This is a genomic window from Streptomyces sp. NPDC026673 (genome assembly GCF_040638135.1).
Lineage (GTDB): Bacteria > Actinomycetota > Actinomycetes > Streptomycetales > Streptomycetaceae > Actinacidiphila.
This window is the reverse complement of record NZ_JBEZXR010000009.1, coordinates 23,085-41,443: the sequence shown is the minus strand read 5'-3', so window position 1 is coordinate 41,443 and position 18,359 is coordinate 23,085. Positions and strand designations below refer to the sequence as shown.

At 72.2% G+C, this 18,359-nt stretch carries 16 protein-coding genes; 8 read left to right on the top strand and 8 right to left on the bottom strand.

The window, feature by feature from the left end; all coding sequences use genetic code 11:
* Positions 1–56: 56 nt before the first annotated feature.
* Positions 57–1,490, top strand: coding sequence for an ABC transporter permease (locus AB0F62_RS09860; RefSeq protein ID WP_361794626.1), 1,434 nt, complete (start codon positions 57–59; stop codon positions 1,488–1,490).
* Between the two features lie 104 nt (positions 1,491–1,594).
* On the top strand, positions 1,595–2,281 hold the full coding sequence (locus tag AB0F62_RS09855; protein ID WP_361794623.1) for an ABC transporter ATP-binding protein: 687 nt from the start codon (positions 1,595–1,597) through the stop codon (positions 2,279–2,281).
* A 120-nt stretch (positions 2,282–2,401) separates the two neighbouring features.
* Here the strand turns inward: AB0F62_RS09855 and AB0F62_RS09850 are convergent, their stop codons facing one another.
* Both AB0F62_RS09850 and AB0F62_RS09845 read right to left on the bottom strand, forming a co-directional pair.
* The gene (locus tag AB0F62_RS09850; protein ID WP_361794620.1) at positions 2,402–3,343 is read right to left on the bottom strand and encodes a serine hydrolase; all 942 of its coding nucleotides are present in this window, start codon (positions 3,341–3,343) and stop codon (positions 2,402–2,404) included.
* Between the two features lie 172 nt (positions 3,344–3,515).
* The gene (locus AB0F62_RS09845; RefSeq protein ID WP_361794618.1) at positions 3,516–6,866 is read right to left on the bottom strand and encodes a S8 family serine peptidase; all 3,351 of its coding nucleotides are present in this window, start codon (positions 6,864–6,866) and stop codon (positions 3,516–3,518) included.
* A gap of 323 nt (positions 6,867–7,189) precedes the next feature.
* On the opposite strand from AB0F62_RS09845, the gene AB0F62_RS09840 reads away from it, so the two are divergent.
* Together AB0F62_RS09840 and AB0F62_RS09835 are read left to right on the top strand one after the other, a co-directional pair.
* Positions 7,190–8,200 (top strand): LacI family DNA-binding transcriptional regulator, encoded by a 1,011-nt coding sequence (locus AB0F62_RS09840; RefSeq protein ID WP_361794615.1) that lies wholly within the window; start codon positions 7,190–7,192, stop codon positions 8,198–8,200.
* Positions 8,201–8,311: 111 nt separating this feature from the next.
* The gene (locus tag AB0F62_RS09835) at positions 8,312–8,548 is read left to right on the top strand and encodes a hypothetical protein (RefSeq protein WP_361794612.1); all 237 of its coding nucleotides are present in this window, start codon (positions 8,312–8,314) and stop codon (positions 8,546–8,548) included.
* 12 nt (positions 8,549–8,560) lie between these two features.
* Here the strand turns inward: AB0F62_RS09835 and AB0F62_RS09830 are convergent, their stop codons facing one another.
* The 3 genes from AB0F62_RS09830 to AB0F62_RS09820 form a co-directional block, all read right to left on the bottom strand.
* On the bottom strand, positions 8,561–9,673 hold the full coding sequence (locus AB0F62_RS09830) for a serine hydrolase domain-containing protein (protein ID WP_361794609.1): 1,113 nt from the start codon (positions 9,671–9,673) through the stop codon (positions 8,561–8,563).
* 98 nt (positions 9,674–9,771) lie between these two features.
* The gene (gene msrA, locus AB0F62_RS09825; protein ID WP_361794606.1) at positions 9,772–10,410 is read right to left on the bottom strand and encodes a peptide-methionine (S)-S-oxide reductase MsrA; all 639 of its coding nucleotides are present in this window, start codon (positions 10,408–10,410) and stop codon (positions 9,772–9,774) included.
* A complete protein-coding gene (locus AB0F62_RS09820) occupies positions 10,407–11,447 on the bottom strand; it encodes a hypothetical protein (protein ID WP_361794603.1) in 1,041 nt (346 codons plus the stop codon). The genes msrA and AB0F62_RS09820 overlap by 4 nt, the downstream gene beginning before the upstream one ends.
* A gap of 66 nt (positions 11,448–11,513) precedes the next feature.
* Here AB0F62_RS09820 and AB0F62_RS09815 point away from each other — a divergent pair, with 66 nt between their 5' ends.
* Positions 11,514–12,668, top strand: coding sequence for a cystathionine gamma-synthase (locus tag AB0F62_RS09815; RefSeq protein WP_361794601.1), 1,155 nt, complete (start codon positions 11,514–11,516; stop codon positions 12,666–12,668).
* 989 nt (positions 12,669–13,657) lie between these two features.
* Here the strand turns inward: AB0F62_RS09815 and AB0F62_RS09810 are convergent.
* The 3 genes from AB0F62_RS09810 to AB0F62_RS09800 are packed head-to-tail and all read right to left on the bottom strand — an operon-like array spanning position 13,658 to position 14,894.
* On the bottom strand, positions 13,658–13,906 hold the full coding sequence (locus AB0F62_RS09810; RefSeq protein ID WP_361794598.1) for a hypothetical protein: 249 nt from the start codon (positions 13,904–13,906) through the stop codon (positions 13,658–13,660).
* Positions 13,903–14,367, bottom strand: coding sequence for a sigma factor-like helix-turn-helix DNA-binding protein (locus AB0F62_RS09805; protein ID WP_361794595.1), 465 nt, complete (start codon positions 14,365–14,367; stop codon positions 13,903–13,905). The genes AB0F62_RS09810 and AB0F62_RS09805 overlap by 4 nt, the downstream gene beginning before the upstream one ends.
* 32 nt (positions 14,368–14,399) lie before the next feature.
* On the bottom strand, positions 14,400–14,894 hold the full coding sequence (locus AB0F62_RS09800) for a MarR family transcriptional regulator (protein WP_361794592.1): 495 nt from the start codon (positions 14,892–14,894) through the stop codon (positions 14,400–14,402).
* Between the two features lie 133 nt (positions 14,895–15,027).
* Here AB0F62_RS09800 and ilvA point away from each other — a divergent pair, with 133 nt between their 5' ends.
* From ilvA to AB0F62_RS09785, 3 genes are all read left to right on the top strand, one after another.
* Complete coding sequence (gene ilvA, locus AB0F62_RS09795) at positions 15,028–16,287, top strand: threonine ammonia-lyase (RefSeq protein ID WP_361794589.1); 1,260 nt, start codon at positions 15,028–15,030, stop codon at positions 16,285–16,287.
* A gap of 208 nt (positions 16,288–16,495) precedes the next feature.
* Complete coding sequence (locus tag AB0F62_RS09790) at positions 16,496–17,458, top strand: ATP-binding cassette domain-containing protein (protein ID WP_361794586.1); 963 nt, start codon at positions 16,496–16,498, stop codon at positions 17,456–17,458.
* Complete coding sequence (locus tag AB0F62_RS09785; RefSeq protein WP_361794583.1) at positions 17,455–18,312, top strand: ABC transporter permease; 858 nt, start codon at positions 17,455–17,457, stop codon at positions 18,310–18,312. The genes AB0F62_RS09790 and AB0F62_RS09785 overlap by 4 nt, the downstream gene beginning before the upstream one ends.
* Positions 18,313–18,359 lie beyond the last annotated feature (47 nt).

Here is an 18,359-nt window from a genome sequence, read left to right as displayed (position 1 = left end):
GCACTGTCACTGCCCTCCCTGCCGCTTCCCGTTTTCCTGACTCGGCGAGGAATCGCATGTTCTTCACGTATCTCCGGCGCGAACTCCGACGCCGCAGAAAAGCGGCGCTCGTCATCGCGATGGGCCTCGCACTGGGCATCGCCCTGGTGATCACCGTCAGCTCGGTGTCGGCCGGCATGACGCAGGCCCAGGGCAAAGTGCTGGAGTCGCTGTACGGCCTGGGCACCGACATGACCGTCACCAAGGCCGCCGACCCGGACTCGGGCTCGGCCGAACGGCCGCGCTTCCAGTTCGACGCGCGCGGCGACGACAAGGAGCAGAGCAGCGACCGGGTCATGGTGCAGGGCTTCCAGTCGCTGAAGTCCTCGGTCGTCGACCAGGTCTCCGGCCAGAGCGGGGTCAAGGACGCGGTCGGCGGGCTCAGCCTGGTCGTCATCAAGGTCAACGGGCAGTTCCAGCGCGGCGAGTTCCAGCAGGCGCCGGGCGGCGGCAATCGGCAGCGGGGCGGCGGCGGCCAGCCGCAGGGCTCGGTGCGGGGCGGCGGCGCCAACTTCGACATCAACAACTTCACCGTCTACGGCACGGACGTCGGCCACCTCGGCCTCGGCCCGCTGACCTCGTCGAAGATCACCTCGGGGAAGACCTTCACCAGCGCCCAGGGCAACGCCAAGGTGGCCGTGCTCGACAGCGCCTACGCGAAGCAGAAGAAGCTGACCGTCGGCAAGACGCTGACGATCTCCGGCACCAAGTTCGAGATCATCGGCATCGCGACCGCCGACAGCGGCTCGTCCTCCGCCAACGTCTACATCCCGCTGAAGCAGGCCCAGACGCTGGCGGACGCGAAGGACAAGGTCACCACGGTCTACGTCCAGGCCGCGGACTCGCAGAGGATCGACTCCGTCAAGGCGGCGATCCAGAAGAACATCTCGGGCACGACGGTCACCACCTCCTCCGACCTGGCCTCCACGGTCTCCGGTTCGCTGTCCACCGCCTCCGACCTCGCCACCAACGTGGGCAAGTGGCTGTCGATCGCCGTGCTGATCGCGGCCTTCCTCGTCGCGGGACTCCTGACCTCCTCCGCCGTCAGCCGCCGGGTGCGCGAGTTCGGCACCCTGAAGGCGCTCGGCTGGAAGAGCGGCCGGGTGACCCGGCAGGTCATGGGCGAGGCCATCGTCAACGGCCTGATCGGCGGCGCACTCGGCATCGCCCTGGGCCTGGGCTGCGCGTACCTCATCACCGCGATCAGCCCCACCCTGGAGGCCACCGTGGGCGGTGGAGGCGGCGGCGGGGGCGGCGGCTTCGGCCCGGGCGGCCCCGCCCGGCGCGCGGCCTCCGAGGCCCTGAAGATCTCGCTCGAGGCGCCGGTGAACGTCAACACCATCGTCCTCGCGGTGGCCCTGGCGGTCGCGGGCGGTCTGATCGCCGGCACCTTCGGCGGCTGGCGGGCCTCCCGGCTGCGCCCCGCCGACGCTCTGCGCCGCGTCGAATAGCCCCCACCCGTTCCCGCCCCCCGAGTCCGGGGGCCGCGTTCCGTACCTTCCCCCGGCGTGGCGCGGCCCCCGCCCTCACCCTTCAGGACCTCAGGAGTCACCTCATGTACAAGCTGAGCGGCGTGACCAAGCGCTACTCGCGCGGCAAGGACGTCGTGGACGCGCTGCGCGGCGTCGACCTGGTCATCGAGGACGGCGACCAGCTCGTCATCCAGGGCCCGACCGGCGGCGGCAAGTCGACGCTGCTGCAGATGCTCGGGGGCCTGGACCGCCCGACGGCGGGCTCGGTGGAGCTGAACGGCGTCGACCTGGCCCGGCTGAGCGAGGCCCGGCTGACCAGGGTCAGGTCGGAGAACATCGGCATCATCTTCCAGAGCTTCAACCTGATCCCGACCCTCACCGCCCAGGAGAACGTCGAGACCGCCCTGGTGCCGCTCGGCGTCAAGGCGTCCGAACGACGCACCCGTGCCGCCGAGGCCCTCGCCTCCGTCGGCCTCGGCGACCGCCTGCACCACCTGCCGGGCGAGCTGTCGGGCGGTCAGCAGCAGCGGGTGGCGATCTCCCGCGCGCTGGTGAAGCGGCCCAAGGTGCTGCTCGCCGACGAGCCCACCGGCGCCCTCGACGAGGGCACCCGCGACGAGATCCTCGGCCTGCTGGAGGGCCTGTGGAAGGAGTACGGCCTCACCTTCGTGATGGTCACGCACGACTCCGCCATCGCCCGTCGTGCGACCAGGGTGGCCACCATCAAGAAGGGCCGGGTCACGATCACCGAGCGGACGCCCGCGGCCTGAGACCGCATCGGCACGGCCCCCGCCACAACGGTGACGGGGGCCGAAGCGGTGCCCGCACGACACAGGCGATCCCCGGGCCCCGCCCGGGGCACCGGGGATCGCCCGGGAGAGGGGGGCCGGTCAGTCGCGCTGCGCGGCGGCCGGGAGCTGTCGCAGGTTCAGGGTGCCCGCGGCAGAGGAACTGCTGGTCTTGAAGGCGTAGTTCAGCATCTTGGTCGCGTCGGTGTAGCGCGCGTCACCGGAGCTGCTGTGGAGCAGGACACCCACGACGGTGCGGCCGTTGCGCGTGGCGGCGAAGATCAGGCAGGGGCCGGCGGAGGTGCCGGTGCCGGTCTTGATGCCGATGGCGCCGCTGTAGGAGCCCAGCAGCTTGTTGGTGTTGTACCAGGTGTACGTCCGGCCGTTGGTGGCCTTCTGGACCGTCTTCTGGCTCTTCACGACGCCGCGGAGCGTGCTGTAGCTCAGCGCCTTGCGGGCCAGGGTGGCCGCGTCGCGGGGCGTGGTGTAGTTGTTGCCGGCCGCGGATATGCCGTCGAACGAGTCGTACTTGGTGTTCGTCATGCCCAGCTTGGCGGCGTTGCTGTTCATCTTCTTGATGAACGACTTGGTGCGCGCCGAGACGGTGGTGCCCGTGCCGTAGGTGTCGGCCAGCGCCATGGCGGCGTCGCAGCCCGAGGGCAGCATGAGCGCGTAGAGCAGCTGCTTGACGGTGACCTTGTCCCCGGTCTTCAGGTCGGCGGTGCTGGCGCCGTTGCGGGTGACGTAGGTCCGGTAGTCCTTCTTGATGGTGACCTTTTTGTCGAGGTCGAGGTTCGCCGTGCCGAGGACCGTGACGGCCGTCATCACCTTGGTGGTGCTGGCCATCTGCCGCTTGGTGTCCGCGCCCTTGCTCCACAGCTTCTTGTTGGCCGTGTTGTCCAGGAGGTAGGCGCCCTTGGCGGTCACCGTGGGCGGCGCGGGGGCTGCGTAGGCCGGAGCGGCCAGCGGGGCCGCGACGACGAAGGCGCCGGACGCCAGGAACGCGGCCCCGAGCCGGTGAGTCCTCGTGATGCCGAGTCTCAACGAAACTCCATGGGTTGGTGGGATGGGATCAGGTCCACATCCTGACATCCGTGCGACGAACACCTGAGCGGTGGGGGCGGCTTTGTGACGCGACGCGTACAAACAGCGGGGGACCCGCCCGGAACGGAGGATTTCGTTCCGGGCGGGTCGCCCTGATTGCCTGCTTTTCGCCCTACTTGGCGAGGTATGCGTTGTAGATCACCTGGGAGAGCGTGTTGCCCTTCTTGTCACCGACCAGGGCCTTGAAGGAGACGCCCTTGCCCGCCTTGGGGTTCTTCAGCGTCACCTTGCCGCTCTTGACGATCAGCTTCGACCAGTGGGCCCCGCCGTCGGTGGAGACGTACACCTTCAGCGACTTCAGGTTGCGGCCCGCGGCCGGGCCCTGGACCGTCACCGGCACCTTGACCGTGGCCTTCGCCTTGGCGGTGCTGGTGGCCGACAGGGAGGGGGTGAAGCGCACCACGGAGACCGGCAGCGCGGCCAGGGCGTCGTCGGCCACGTGCTGGGACGAGAACGTCCAGGACGCGGTGATCCGCGTGCTGACCGCCGCCGGCTTGCTGCGGGTCACCGAGGTGGTCAGCCGGTAGTCGGCCTTGTCGCGCTTGACGGTGAAGAAGGCCCCGTCGTCGAGCGAGACGTCATAGGTCCCGACCATCTTCCCGTCGCGGTAGAGGGTCGTGGCGGCCTTGTCGTAGGACGAGTAGCCACTGTGGCCCTTGCCGTCGGCGAAGAGGGCGAGGGAACCGAAGATCTCGTCACCGGAGCGGTAGAGGCCGGAGTACTTGTCCAGCTTCGGGCCGAAGACGCCGACGTTGAACGTGCGGCTGTAGCTCTTGCCCTTGGTGAAGGTCTTGGCCGAGGCGTCGTAGAACGACTCCGGCCGCTGGCCGGAGGCGTCGGTCTGCATGAAGTCCTGCGCCCAGGTGACGCCCGAGCCGTTGACGTACACGGTCCTGGTGAACGGCAGCTTGGCCAGGAAGCCGCTGGGCGCCACCATCGCCTCGTTCACGAAGGGGATGGTGAAGAGCACGCCCAGCTTGTACTTCGCCGGGGAGCCGGCCGTGGTGGTGATCTTCGCCAGGTCGGCGCTCTTCACGGTCCGGGTGTAGCCCGTGTAGAAGGACTTGGTGCGCCCGTACGCCACCGTGTAGACCTTCGAGCCGTGCTCGAACAGGCCGGAGACGCTTGCCTGGTACTGGGCGGCGGACAGCGCGGGGCCGGAGTGCGCGGTGCGGAAGTCCTTGAGCGTGCCGGTGTTGAAGCTCAGGCCGGTGAAGGTGTCGCCGTACTCCAGGTTGTAGCCGACCGCGAGGTCCGCCTGCTTGGCGGCCCGGTCCGGGAGCGTGAAGGCGAACGGCTTCGCCTTGCTCGCGTCGAGCGTCAGCTCGGTGTCCTTGGTGAGCTTGAGCAGCGGGCGGCTCACCCAGTTCGCGCTCTTGAGCGTCCGGCCGTCGGCGGCGGGCTTCACGATGAGGCTGTCCACGGCGTAGCTGCCCTTGGGCAGGCGCAGCACCGTGCTGCTGCTGTCGCCGGTCACCTCCTCGAACGCGTCGACGTCCAGACCGGCGACGAGCGTGTCGTAGTCCGCCGCCGGACGGCCGTCGCGGTCCAGGTTGGTGATCCGCAGGTCGTACGACTCCGCCTCGCGCACCACACCCGCCGCGGTGCGCACCGACCGCGTGCCGTCGCCGGCCATCACGGCCGCGCTGTAGGCGCCGTCGACGGTGCCGCCGAGGGTGGTGTCCGCGGTCAGCGTCGCCTCGGCGGTACCCCCGGCCGGCACGGTCACCTGCTGCTTGTCGAGGGTGAAGAAGCCCTTCGGGGCCGCGGCGCCCTTCGGGTTCCTGCCGGTGACGGACAGGTCCAAAGTGACGTCCGAGGTACCGGAGTTCCGGTAGGTGATCGTCTTCGACTGCTTGACGTCGTCGGCGTGCGGCCACCGCGCGACGCCGAAGCTCAGCGAGACCGGCTCGGCCACCACGTCCTGGTGGATCGCCCTGGCCAGGTCGATCTGGCCGGAACCCTGCTGGAAGGCGGTGTAGCCGCCGTCCGCCGTGGAACCGACGAGTGCGGCCTTGATCTGCGGGCCCGCCCAGTCCGGGTGCTCCTGGGCGAGGATCGCCGCGGCGCCCGCCACGTGCGGAGTGGCCATCGAGGTGCCGGAGATGGTCAGGTAGCCGCCGTCCGGGGTGTGCGGCACCTCGGGATCGGTGTCGATGACACTGCCCTTGGCCGCGGCCGCGGTGATGTCCACGCCGGGGGCGGTGACATCGGGCTTGACCGCGCCGTCGCCCACGCGCGGGCCGCGCGAGGAGAAGTCGGCCAGCTTGGAGTCCTTGTCGACCGCGCCGACGGTCAGCGCGGCGTCCGCGCTGCCGGGGGAGCCGACCGTCGAGTCGCCGTCGCCCTCGTTGCCCGCGGCGATGACGAACAGCGTGCCGGTGTCCGCGGACAGGCGGTTGACCGCCTCCTCGATGGGGTCGACGCCCGGGGTGTCGCCGCCGCCGAGGCTCAGGTTGGCGACCTTCGCGCCGGACGCGGCGGCCCACTCCAGGCCCGCGATGATGCCGGCGTCGTCGCCGAAGCCGTCGTCGCCCAGCACCTTGCCGCTGATGATGTGCGCGCCCGACGCCACGCCCTTGTAGGCGCCGGCCGACTTCTCGCCCGTGCCGGCGGCGATGGAGGCGACGTGGGTGCCGTGGCCGAAGTGGTCGAGCAGGTTGTCGGCGGTGGAGAAGTTCTTCTCGGCGACGACCCGGCTGGTCAGGTCCGGGTGGCTCTTGTCGACGCCGGTGTCCAGCACCGCGATCGTGACGCCGCTTCCGTCGTAGCCCGCGTCCCAGGCGTCCGGCGCGTGGATCTGCCGGGTGTTCCAGCTCGGTTCGGCCGCGGCCTTCTGGATCGCGTTCAGCCAGACCGTGCGCAGGCCGGACTCGGCGGTCGCGTACGGGGAGCCCGGCGCCTCGTTGGTCAGCGCGGTCCACACACCGCTCGCGGCGGCCACGGGGGCGGTGACGGACTCGCCGCCCAGCGCCTTGAAGGTGTGGGTCACCTCGGTGCCGTTCGCCTGGTGGAGTTCCGCCCTCGCCTCGGGCCTGCCGCCCCGGTAGGTGACGATCAGGCCGAGGCCGCGGCGCTCGGCGGCCTCGCGGTACTCGGCCCGGCTCAGCGTGGTCACGTCGAAGAGCCGGCGGTCGACCCGGCCCTGCGCGATGAGCCGCACCGCGTCCTGCGGCACGACGTAGACGTGCCCGCGCTGCCGGCGTATCTGCACCGGTATGTTCCCGCGCCCCTCGGCGCGCTTGAGGGCGACGGGCCTGCCCTCGGTGTCCACCGCGACCTGGTCACCCGTGATCAGCGTGATCCACGTGCGGTCCCCGGCCGGTGCGGCGGACGCGGAGCCGGTCCGCTCCGTGGTCGGCCGTCCGGCCGCTCCGGCCGGTACGACGGCGCCGGCGGTCAGTGCCGCGGCCACCCCCGTCGCGAGCGCTGTCGCGCGCGCCTTCCTCCATCGTGGGTGCAACGTATCCCCTTGTGTCTGCGTCATGACACGCGGGAGCGCTCATCCCGGGCGCGCGTACGTGATGTTCCCCCACGGCGTTCCCCCGGTGATACCCCCGCCTTGCATACGCAGTATGTACCCCCCGTCACGGGCGGCTCAAGAGTCACACCCCGCACAAACCGTCGAATCCGGCCATGTGTGCCGGGCCCGCGTGCGCGACGGCGTTGAGGGGTCCGCGGGACACGTTGTCGAAGCGCTTCGACGCTTGTCTGGACAGGGATACCCGACCACGATTACCGTCTGAGTCGAAGCGCTTCGACACTTTCGCCGGACGGAGGGCCCGGATGGTCACGCTCGCTGAGGTCGCCCGCCATGCGGGGGTCTCCGCCAGTACCGTCTCCTACGTGCTGAGCGGCAAGCGGTCGATCTCCGACGGCACGCGCAGACGGGTCGAACAGAGCATCCAGGAACTCGGCTACCACCCGCACGCCGGCGCACGCGCGCTGGCCAGCAGCCGTTCGAACATCATCGCCCTCATGGTGCCGCTCCGTACAGACATGTACGTCCCCGTCATGATGGAGATCGCCATGGCCGTCGCCACGACGGCCCGCCAGTTCGGCCACGACGTGCTCCTCCTCACCGGAGAGGAGGGCCCCACCGCGGTCCGCCGGGTCGCGGCCAGCGGACTCGCCGACGCGATGATCCTCATGGACGTCGAGCTGGAGGACGAACGCATCCCGCTGCTGCGGGCCGGGGACCGGCCGGCGGCGCTCATCGGCCTGCCCGCCGACACCACCGGACTCACCTGCGTCGACCTCGACTTCCGGGCCGCCGGGGCGCTGTGCGCCGACCATCTCGCCGACCTCGGCCACCGCTCCGTCGCCGTCGTGGGCGAGGCGGCCGCGGTCTACCAGCGCCACACCGGCTTCGCCGAGCGCACCCTCCAGGGACTCCGCTCCCGCGCCGCCGAGCGCGGCCTACGGCTCATCCACCGCCCCTGTGAGGGCAGTTACGAGTCCACCGCGGGCACCCTCTCCCGCATCTTCGAGGAACGGCCGGACACCACCGCACTCGTCGTCCAGAACGAGTCCGCCATCGGCCCCCTCCTGGTGCTCCTGCGCCAGCAGGGCAGGGCGGTGCCCGAGGACGTCTCCGTCGTCGCGGTCTGCCCCGAACCGGTGGCCGTCCAGGCGTCCCCCCAGCTGACCTCCGTCGCCATCCCCGCACAGCAGATGGGCCGCCACGCCGTGGACCTCGTCCTCGCCAAGCTGAACGGGAGCCCGACGCAGGAGGTCCGGCTGCTCGGGCCCGAACTGACCGTACGCTCGAGCAGCGGCCCGGCGCCGTCCGTCTGACACCCGGCCCGGGCACCCCGCGCGCCGGCGGACGCGGGTTCGGGCGCCGAACCGCCGTGCCGGCAAAGGGTTTTCGTCCCGGGCGAAGCCCTGCCGTGCCACCCTGGCGCCATGGACGAAAGCGGCGTCTGGCTCGATCTGTGCGAACTCCCCGCGACGAGTGCCTCACGTGGCCGGTGCACCTGGCACGGCGACAGTGCCCGTCCCTGCCCCCACAGGCCCGTCGTCGGTGTCCGCGATCGCGGTGGTGCCCGCTGGTCGGCCTGCGCGGCGGCGGCCCGCGCCGTCGCCGCCGATCGCGGCGTCCCGCTGCCGCCCGGGCTCGCCGCCCCGCCCGCGTGCGAGTAGCCCGGGTCCGCGTCAGCCCGCGGTGGCCCGCAGGCCCTGCAGTCCGTCGTAGGCGGCCATCACCAGCTCCAGCCCGCGGTTGTCCTCCGCGGGTTCGCGCATCTGGTTGGGCACGTACGCCACCGTCATACGGGCATCGGGGTCGACCATGACGATCGAGCCGCCCCAGCCGCCCCAGCCGACGTTGTCGCCGAACAGCCCGTAGCCCAGCCCCCAGCGGACGTGCATGCCCAGGCGGCGGTCCTCGCCGCTGAACTGCTCCTCCCGGGCACGGTCGCAGCCCGCCCGCGACAGCAACCGCACCCCGCGCACCGATCCGCCGCAGGCCGGCACCGACTGCACGAGGGCGACCGAGCGGGCGTTGCCGAAACCGCTCGCCGCCGGGATCTGCGCGCGACGCCATGCCACGCTGTTGCCGTCACGCACGCGTACGGCGGTGCCCGTGGCGGGGGAGGCGCCGCCGGGCGCACTCGCGGCGTACTCCTCGTCCCGGGACGGCGGCGGCACGGTGGGCGCCACCCGGTGGTCGTGCTCGGCGGGCAGTCCGATGTGGAAGTCGGCGCCGAGCGGGCCGGCCACCTCCTCCGCGAAGAACGCGCCCACGCTCCGGCCGGTGATCCGGCGTACGACCTCGCCCACGAGATGGCCCTGGGTCAGCGAGTGGTACCCCGCGGCGGTGCCCGGTTCCCATTGCGGGGCCAGCGCCGCCAGACGGGCCGTGGCGGACGGCCAGTCGTACAGCTCGTCGATCGGCCCGTCCCAGTCGGGCAGTCCCGCGGTGTGCGAGAGCAGATGCCGCACCAGCACCTTCTCCTTGCCCGACGCGGCGAACTCCGGCCAGTACCGGGCGACCGGCGCCTCCGGATCCAGGTCGCCGCGGTCGGCCAGGACCAGCGCGCACAGTGCGGTCATCGTCTTGGTGACGGAGTACACACCGGTGATCGTGTCCCGCTGCCAGGGGATCGTGCGGCCGGCGTCGGCGAACCCGCCCCAGACGTCCACCACCGGCTCGCCGTCCACGAAGACCGCGACCGAGCCGCCGACGTCCCCGCCGTCCAGCAATCCGGCCAGCGCGTTTGGCACCGCGGTGAACAGGTCGTCGTACGTGCCCTGGATATCGGCCATGCGCCGTATTAGCGCGCATCGGATCGCCGCGGGCAATCGAATTTCCCCGGCGACGGACGCGGACGCGGCGCAGGGGGATCAGCGCGGCCGGCCGGGTCTCAGGCGGGATCGACGCCGACCGGGCAGGAGACGCCCGTCCCGCCGATGCCGCAGTACCCCGCCGGGTTCTTGTCCAGGTACTGCTGGTGACGGGCTTCCGCCGGGTAGAAGGGGCCCGCGGGGAGGATCGCCGTGGTGATGGCGCCGAGGCCGCGGGCGTTCAGGGCGGACTGGTAGGCCTCGCGGGAGGCGAGGGCGGTGGCGGACTGCTCCGGGGAGTGGGTGTACACCGCGGAGCGGTACTGCGTGCCGATGTCGTTGCCCTGGCGGTGGCCCTGGGTGGGGTCGTGGGCCTCCCAGAAGACCTTCAGCAGTTCTCCGTACGACAGCAGCGCGGGATCGAAGACGACGCGTACGGCCTCGGCGTGACCGGTGAGGCCGCTGCAGACCTCCTCGTACATCGGGTACTCCGTGTGACCGCCCTGGTAGCCGACGAGCGTCGTCCACACGCCGGGCGTCCGCCAGAAGACGCGCTCGGCGCCCCAGAAGCAGCCGAGCGCGAAGTCGGCGACCTCCAGGTCGGCCGGGTAGGGGCCGGTGAGGGGCCGGCCCAGCACGGTGTGGCGGTCCGGCACCGTGTAGACGGGTCCGGGGCGGCCCGGGATCGCCTCCTCGCGGGAGGGCAGCCGCGGGGTCATCGGGTGTGCCCGCGCTCGGAGCTCCACTGCAGCCCGGCGAGCGCCTGGGCCCGGTGCGCGGTGTACGCAGCCGCCGGGTCGGCCTCGTAGGCCCAGGGGGCCGCGCCCGCGTAGCCGTCGACGGCGCGGAACTGCTCGACCGCCTCGGGGAAGCGCTCGGCGCGCAGCAGGAAGGCGGCCAGCAGATGTCGGACCACGGGCAGCACGGCGTCCGACGGGGACGCGTGCTCGGTGGCGTAGAGGGCGCCGCCGATGGCGCGGGAGACGACCTCGCTCTCGTAGAAGCTGCGGACGAGGATGACCTCGGGCAGGTGCGCGAAGACCTGGAAGAGCGGCAACGCCGGCAGCAGGCTGCCCACCGGGGCGGCGGAGGCGGCCCGCTCGGCGAAGTCGCGGGAGGCGTCCTCCGGGAGGCGGGCGAGGGCGGCCAGGTGGGCGCCCATGTGGTGCGGGGCGCGGGAGACGATCTTCTCCCAGGCGGCCTCGAAGTCCCCGCCGCCGGCCAGCTCGACGATGTACGGCACGGGGTCGCCCGGCGCGAGCAGCGCGGCCTCGGCGGCGACGGTGCGGGCCTCCTCCAGGATCATCGGCACGTCCGGGGAACCGGCCGGCTCCCGCCGGGCCCGCTGCACCAGGAACGCCGCGTGGACCGCGGCCCCGCCCGCGTCCTTCGGGTCCTCGACCCGCCAGGTCCGCAGCCATGCCGCGCCCTGCCCGGGGGTCTGCGCCAGTTCCACCGCCGCGGCGCCGGCCAGGGTCTGGACCCGCTGCCAGCGGATCTCGCCCTCCGCCGGGGTGCCCTTGAGGAGTGCGGCGACCGCGCGCCAGTCCTGGGTGCGCTGGGTCGCCGTCAACGCCCGCGTCAGCTCGTCGTCCGGTCCCGGCAGCCGGATGTCGATCTCCTCCCGGGGGACGAATCCGTACCGGGCCGGGTCGACCGCGGCCGCGGCCCGCATGCCGCGGCCCCGCAGCATGCGGGGCACCAGCACGATCGCGGAGATCAGCAGCACGCCGTACAGCACCCACAGGAGTTCCATGATGAGCAAGCCTACGCGGGCCCGCGTGGCACGTCCCGGGCCTCGGGTCGCACTACGCTCGGCGGTATGAGCGAGCAGCAGCACCAGAACTTCGAGACCCTGGCGATCCACGCGGGCCAGCCGGCCGACGCCCAGACCGGGGCCGTGGTCACGCCGATCTACCAGGTCTCCACGTACAAGCAGGACGGGGTCGGCGGCCTGCGCGGCGGCTACGAGTACAGCCGGTCCGCGAACCCCACCCGCACCGCGCTGGAGGAGAACCTCGCGGCGCTGGAGGGCGGTCGCCGGGGCCTGGCGTTCGCGTCCGGCCTCGCCGCGGAGGACTGCCTGCTGCGTACGGTCCTGAAGCCGGGCGACCACGTCGTCATCCCCAACGACGCCTACGGCGGCACCTTCCGGCTCTTCGCGAAGGTCGTCGAGCGCTGGGGCGTGCAGTGGTCGGTCGCCGACACCTCCGACCCGGCGGCGGTCCGCGCCGCGCTGCGGCCCGAGACCAAGGTGATCTGGGTGGAGACCCCCAGCAACCCGCTGCTCGGGATCACCGACATCGCGGCCCTCGCGGACATCGCGCGCGCCGCGGACGCCAGGCTCGTCGTCGACAACACCTTCGCCAGCCCCTACCTGCAGCAGCCGCTGGCGCTCGGCGCGGACGTGGTCGTGCACTCCACCACCAAGTACATGGGCGGCCACTCGGACGTGGTCGGCGGCGCGCTGGTCGCGGCCGACGCCGGGCTCGGCGAGGAACTGGCCTACCACCAGAACGCGATGGGCGCGGTCGCGGGCCCCTTCGACGCCTGGCTGGTCATGCGGGGCATCAAGACCCTCGCGGTGCGCATGGACCGGCACAGCGAGAACGCGGCCCGGGTCGCGGAGCTGCTGTCGCTGCACCCCAAGGTCACCGAGGTCTTCTACCCGGGGCTGCCCGAGCACGCGGGCCACGACGTCGCGGCGAAGCAGATGAAGGCGTTCGGCGGCATGGTGTCCTTCCGCGTCGCGGGCGGCGAGGAGGCGGCGGTCGAGGTCTGCAACCGCGCGCGGCTGTTCACGCTGGGCGAGTCCCTGGGCGGCGTCGAGTCCCTGATCGAGCACCCGGGCCGGATGACGCACGCCTCGGTCGCCGGCTCTGCGCTGGAGGTGCCGGCGGATCTGGTGCGGCTGTCGGTCGGCATCGAGTCGGTGGGGGATCTCCTCGAGGACCTCCGCCAAGCGCTCGGCGCGTAGCGCTTGCCCGGGGTGCGGTTGCTGGTGCCCGGGGTGCCCCTTGCGGCCGGTGGTTGTGTGCGGGTCGTTTGCGCCTGCGGCGGGCTGTCCCCCGCCCTCCCGCCCGATTGCCCGGCGCGGTCAGGTGCCGCGCCGCTGCGTGTGGGGGTGGGCCGGGTGCGGGGCCTCCGGGGCTGGGCATTCTGGACGCATATTTACGTGCGTGGCGGGCACTTGCTTGTGTCGTCCCGGGTGCCGCACACAAATACGCCCAGTGTCCAGAACGCCCACCCCTACGACCCCGCCCCCTCCGTTTCGCTGCGCGCTTGATCGCCGGAGGGGGCATAGGGCGGTCCGGGGTCGCCCCGGTTGTTTAAGCCGACCCCCACCGGGTCGGGCGCCCCATGGGGGCACCGCCCAGCGGTAGCTCGGGGACGGAGGGGTGCGGAGGCGGTTCGGGGTTGCCGCGAGTGCCTTGCAGAACCCTCCTCCGGCCGTCGTGTGCCTGATCGCCGGAGTAAGGGGGGACGGTCCGGGGGCGCCGCGCATGCTTCCGAAACCCCACCGGGTCAGGCGCCTCATGGGGTACCGCCCATCGGTAGCTGGGGGATGCAGGGGGTGCGGAAGCGGTTCGGGGTTGCCGCAGGTGCCTTGCTGACCCCCCACCGGCCGTCGTGCGCCGACACGACCGGAGGGGGTGTGGCGGGGTGCTCCCCCTGGCCGAAGGCTGGGGGAGACGAGCGGCGGACCCGGTGCCGAATGATGTGGGGGTAAACCGCGAGCGTTGGTGGGGGTACCCCCGGCCGGAGGCTGGGGGAGTGCGCCGGCGCGGCACCGACCCCGAGACGGACATGGCGCAGGCCCGCACCGACCGCGCCGGATGGGGGTCCCCCCGGCCGAAGGCTGGGGGAGGGAGGGCGGGCGGGGAAACCGCCCGCCGCAGGCGCAACGAACCCGCACACGACAACGGGCCGCAAGGGGCACCCCGGGCACCGGCAAACCGCACCCCGTTACCAGCCGTCCCCACCCGGCGTCGTCCCCAACGGCTCCGGCGACGGCCACCACAGCGTCGCCAGGACCAGCGCCGTGACGATGCCCACGACGAGCAGCGTCCACAGGACGCCGTGCAGCACGCGGCGGCGGGCCAGGACGCGGCGGCCGCGCTCGGCGGCGCGCGGGGCGAGGTCCACGGGGACGGCCGCGTGGGCTCCGTCGAGCAGGCGGCGGACCTCGTCCTCCTTGCGGTCGTACGGGGTCATGACGCGGCCTCGCGCACCCGGGGCGCCGCCCCGCCCCGTGCGGGCCGGCTGCGCAGGACCGCGGTGGCCCGCAGGCTGATCGCCCGTACCCGCTCCACCGGCATGTCGAGCTGCGCGGCGGCCTGTTCCTCGGCGATGCCCTCGTACAACCGCAGAACGATCACCAGCCGCTCCCGCGCGTTGAGCGGCCCGAGCACCCCGCCGTGCGGGCGGCGCCACCAGGGCCGGTGGGCGAAGCGGCGGACCAGTTCGGCGCGGGTGCGGGCGTACGGGTCCTCGCCGCGCATCCGGAACCAGTCCGCGTAGGTGCGCGACAGGGCGGCGCACAGGAGCTCGGTGGCTTCCCCCCGGTCCCCCGTGAGCAGGATCGCGGCATGCAGCAGCCGCCCTGCCGCGCCCGCCGCGAACGCCTCGAACTCGGCGTCGCGCCGGCGCTCCGCTGCCTCCCGGCGCTCTCCCACAGCGCCATGGGACGGCAGACGGTGACCTCAGGTCAAGAGTTCTGCTCGTCTCCCTGCGTGACGGAGGCGTGGTACTGCGCGAGCGCCGCGTTGAAGCGGCCGAGGAGATCGGTGAAGGCCTCGCGCTCCTGCGGGGTCCAGTCGTCCGTCACGACCTCCATGAGCCGCTGGCGCGAGGTGCGGACCTCCTCCAGGCGCGAGCGCCCGCGCGGGGAGAGGGCGAGCACGACCGCGCGCCCGTCCTCGGGGTGCGAGGTGCGCTTGACGAGACCGCTGTCGACGAGGGGCGCGACCTGCCGCGTGACGGTGGAGGAGTCGATGCCCATGCCCTCCGCGAGCGCCTTCACGCCCATCGGGCCCTCGTTGTCCAGGCGGTGGAGCAGCAGGTACGCGGCCCGGTCCATGGAGTTGCGGGCCTTGCCCACGCCACCGAGGCGCGTCTGTTCCGCGCGGCGGGCGAAGAGCGCCACCTCGTGCTGCAGGCGCTCGAGGAGGTCGGTCGTGATCTCCGAGGGGGGAATGGGCATGGCCGGAAGCTCGCGTTCTGTCGGTCCTGCGAAGGTTGGGAGAAGAGTACGCGGAGAGCGTCACCGCGGGACCCCGCCGCGGAAAACTGCTCGGTCCGTCCGGGCTGAAGCCGCTGCTGCAAGACTGGGGACCATGGAAAGCCCCGCACCACCGGCACGTCGCACACGTCGCGCGGCGGTTGTCGCGCGACCGTCTCCGGTCACCATCGACGATGTGCGCGGCGCGCACAAGATGCTGTCGGGGGTCGCGCGCGTGACGCCCATGGAGGGCAGCCGGTACCTCTCCGGTCTGGTGGGCTCCCCGGTCCATCTGAAGTGCGAGAACCTGCAGCGTACGGGTTCCTTCAAGGTCCGCGGCGCCTATGTGCGGATCGCCGGGCTGCGGCAGGAGGAGCGGGCGGCGGGCGTGGTGGCGGCGAGCGCGGGCAACCACGCGCAGGGTGTGGCGCTGGCCGCGTCGCTGCTCGGGGTGCGCTCCACCGTGTTCATGCCGTCCGGTGCGCCGCTGCCGAAGGTCGCGGCGACCCGCGACTACGGCGCGGAGGTGCGGTTGCACGGGCACGTGGTGGACGAGTCGCTGCGCGCCGCCCGGGAGTACGCGGAGGAGACCGGCGCGGTCTTCATCCACCCGTTCGACCACCCCGACATCATCGCCGGGCAGGGCACGGTCGGCCTGGAGATCCTGGAGCAGTGCCCGGAGGTGCGCACGATCGTCGTGGGGATCGGCGGCGGGGGGCTCGCCGCGGGTGTGGCGCTGGCGGTGAAGGCGGTGCGCCCGCAGGTGCGGGTCGTCGGGGTGCAGGCGGAGGGCGCGGCCGCGTATCCGCCGTCGCTCGCGGCCGGGCGGCCGGTGGCGCTGGACTCGGTGGCCACCATGGCGGACGGCATCAAGGTGGGCTGCCCCGGGGACGTGCCGTTCGGCATCGTCCGGGATCTGGTGGACGAGGTGCGCACGGTCACCGAGGACGAGTTGTCCGGCGCGCTGCTGCTCTGCCTGGAGCGGGCGAAGCTGGTGGTGGAGCCGGCCGGGGCGAGCCCGGTGGCGGCGCTGCTGTCGCGTCCGGAGGACTTCGAGGGGCCGGTCGTCGCGGTGCTGTCGGGCGGCAACGTCGACCCGCTGCTGATGGAGCGCCTCCTGCGGCACGGCATGGCGGCCGCGGGGCGCTACATGTCCTTCCGGCTGCGGCTCACGGACCGGCCGGGGGCGCTGGCGGCGCTTCTGGAGATCCTTTCCGCGAGTGACGCAAACGTGCTGGACATCGCGCACGTCAGAACGGATCCTCGGCTGGGGCTGGCCGAGGCGGAGGTCGAGCTGCATCTGGAGACCCGGGGTCCCGGGCACCGGGCCGCGGTGGCCGAGGCGCTGCGGACGGCGGGGTACGTGCTGCTCTGAGGCCGTTCGGGCCGGATTGTCAGTGGCGTGCGGCATGGTGGATGGCGAGTGTCACCGACGCGTCGTGCCGTGGGAGCGGGAGCGCGGAGAAATCCGCTTGACGCGATATATCGCGTCTGGGATGCTCGCGACACATCGTGGTGTGCCGCCGCACGGCCGCGCACCGAACAGTCCCCATGCACCCCAAGCCCCGAATCGGAGACATCGCATGCCAGGCGCCATCCATGCCGAAGGTCTGGTGAAGACCTTCGGTGACGTACGGGCACTGGACGGAGTGGACCTCGACGTCCCGGAAGGGACCGTCCTCGGCCTCCTCGGCCCCAACGGAGCCGGGAAGACCACCGCCGTGCGCGTCCTGACCACCCTGCTGCAGCCCGACAGCGGCTCGGCCGTCGTGGCCGGCATAGACGTGCTGAAGCACCCCAACGAGGTGCGCCGGCAGATCGGCCTGTCCGGTCAGTTCGCGGCGGTCGACGAGTACCTCACCGGCCGCGAGAACCTGCAGATGGTCGGCCAGCTCTACCAGATGAGCGCCCGGGACGCGAAGGCCCGCGCGGCGGAGCTGCTCGAGCGCTTCAACCTCGCCGAGGCGGCCGACCGCACGGCCAAGACCTACTCCGGCGGCATGCGGCGTCGGCTCGACCTGGCGGCCGCCCTGGTCGTCAGGCCGCCGGTGATGTTCATGGACGAGCCGACCACCGGCCTGGACCCCCGCAACCGCCTCGCGCTGTGGGAGGTCATCCAGGACCTGGTGGCGGGCGGCACGACACTGCTGCTCACCACGCAGTATCTGGAGGAGGCCGACCACCTCGCCCACGACATCTGTGTGATCGACCACGGCAAGGTCATCGCCCGCGGCACGTCCGACGAGCTCAAGGCGCGGACCGGCGGCGAGCGGGTCGAGGTCGTCGTCCACGACCGCGAGCGCCTGGTGACCGCCACCGAGGTGCTGAACGGCTTCGGCAAGGGCGAGGCCGCCGTCGACGACCACACCCGCCGGATCACCGTGCCGGTCACGGGTGGCGCCAAGCTGCTCGCCGAGGTCATCCGCGAGCTCGACACCCGCGGCATCGAGATCGACGACATCGGTCTGCGCCGCCCCACGCTCGACGATGTGTTCATGTCGCTCACCGGCCACGTCGCCGAGGAGAAGGAAGAGGAGTCCCAGTGACCACGGTGACCACACCGGCCACCACCAGCGTGCCGCGTACGGGCAACCCGTTCGTCCAGTCCGTCCGCGACTCGCTGGTCGTCGCCCGGCGCAACCTGATCCGCATGCTGCGCATCCCCGAGGTCGTGATCTTCGGGCTCGTCCAGCCGATCATGTTCGTGGTGCTGTTCAGCTACGTCTTCGGCGGCTCCATGAACGTCGGCGGATCCACCAGCCCCGCGCTCTACCGCGAGTTCCTGATGGCCGGCATCTTCGCCCAGACGGTGACGTTCGCCACCGCCGGGGCCGGCGCGGGCATCGCCGACGACATGCACAAGGGCCTCATCGACCGCTTCCGGTCGCTGCCCATGGCCCGCGGCGCCGTGCTCACCGGCCGCACCCTGGCCGACCTGGTGCAGACCGCCCTCACCGTGGTGGTGCTGGCGATCGTCGCGCTGCTCGTCGGCTGGCGCGTCCACGAGGGCCTGCCCAAGGCGCTCGCGGCGTTCGGCCTGCTGCTCCTGCTCGGCTACGCCTTCTCCTGGATCGGCGCCCTGATCGGCCTGTCCGTCCGCACCCCGGAGGCGGCCACCTCCGGCGGCCTGATCTGGCTGTTCCCGCTGACGTTCATCTCGAACGCCTTCGTGGACTCCAACCAGATGACCCCGTGGCTGCGGCACATCGCGGAGTGGAACCCGTTCAGCGCGACCGTGCTGGCCTGCCGTGAGCTGTTCGGCAACCTTCCGCCCGGCTACCAGACCCCGGACGTGTGGCCCATGCAGCATCCGGTGCTCGCGTCGGTGCTGTGGTCGATCGTCATCATCCTGGTCTTCCGCACCCTCGCGGTGCGCAAGTACCGCTCGGCGACGGTCTGACGTCCGGCGCGCTTGGCGCCCGCCCACGGAACGCGACGAGCCCCCGG